A 1,425-nucleotide genomic window follows, 5' to 3' on the forward strand; every position below is an offset into this window, starting at 1 on the left:
CAATGCCGTTCGGATAAGCATTACTGTTTGAATCTAAACGGATATTTAGCTGGAACAAAGAGGATTGAACGTGGAAACGTTCGGTCCTTTCTTTTATCTGGGAGAATGAAGTGACTGATACTTTCCCTCATTCTTTTAAGTTTTACTGGTAGAGTTCCGTCTGGACATAAAGCTAGCCAACGTAACTGCGCATCAATAAGGTTAATCGCGGCCGTAAAACTGACCCTAGTCGCTCGAACCCCTGCTTCTGAAGCTATCTTAACCATCTCTAATCGCACTAGGTTATAAGCAAGTAAGACACCCCAAAGCTCTTGCCTCACACCGACAGAAAAACGACTTCGTAAAGTGACGTGACTTTGCAGTTGAGTCTGTTTAATTTCACCATAACCTTCTTCTATCTCCCAACGTTGCCAATAAATACGCAGCAGGCTTTCTAGTGAGTATTTGCTAGGGTCTGTAAGTGAAGTAATAAAACCTTTTATCTCACCTTTTGGTTCTTGATATAGGACTAATCTAGCTTCCCAACGCTCGGGTAAATTAGGATTCTGCCGCTGGGCCTGAGGAGAGATGGGCATTGAGATAAGCATGTCATTTTCTGCATATTTCTCCAATACTTCATAGCGTAGTTTACGTTTTGCAGGCATTAACCAATGAGCATTTTCCGCACTCTCTTGCCATGACAACAAAAGGTCTGCGGAGAAATAACAACGATCAAATAAAGTCAATGAGTGCGCTGGGATATCATTGAATAAACGTTTAGCTAAGGTCGTTTCACCGACATGACAACCATCAAAAGCTGCCCCCATAATCATTCGAGTTTCCGTTGACATCAAAGCAACTAAACGAAGTTGAGGATAAGGTTTCAGTTTTTTAGAGATGAACCCAAATTCTTCGGCGTTCTCTGGTGAATCTTGGCACCTAAATGTTGTTCCATCCACAGCAAGAACGTTAAGCCCTAAGTCTCTGTCTTGTTGAATGATATCTTCGCGCCAAGCCTTGACTGTTGTGTGAAAAAGAGCCGCTAATGGACTCTCGTCTAGACGTCGACGTGAATCGGTGAGGACACTAGGCGCAACACGAGACCAACTATCCTCAGGTTTTGGTTGAAGGGCAATGTCTAATGAACTGCATACCTCTTTGATAGACATGTTGCGTTGCAACCCCATCCAAATAACTAGCCAGACAGCTTGCTGAGCGGGAAGTCGACGTCGTCTTATGCTCGCTTTATTTGTTTCAAGAAGAGCTTGTTCTATCCATTCTAGTTGAATGGCGTTGACGACAGATTCGTAATTATCCGTATCCTCAATAGTCTCGTGCGCCATTGCTAATTCTTGTTCAAGCATAAAAAAATCCCCATCAACGTTGTTGATGGGGATTATCTGCTAACTGCAGGATCGTTCAAGTCTTCTTAAACGATCGGCATTA

At 43.0% G+C, this 1,425-nt stretch carries 1 protein-coding gene; it reads right to left on the minus strand.

The window, feature by feature from the left end:
• Nucleotides 1-20: 20 nt before the first annotated feature.
• Nucleotides 21-1,343: an IS4 family transposase gene (locus ACED46_RS21890; protein ID WP_371722453.1), complete on the minus strand. Its 1,323-nt coding sequence runs from the start codon at nucleotides 1,341-1,343 to the stop codon at nucleotides 21-23.
• Nucleotides 1,344-1,425: the final 82 nt, after the last annotated feature.

It is taken from the genome of Vibrio sp. 1S139 (genome assembly GCF_041439475.1).
GTDB lineage: Bacteria > Pseudomonadota > Gammaproteobacteria > Enterobacterales > Vibrionaceae > Vibrio > Vibrio crassostreae_C.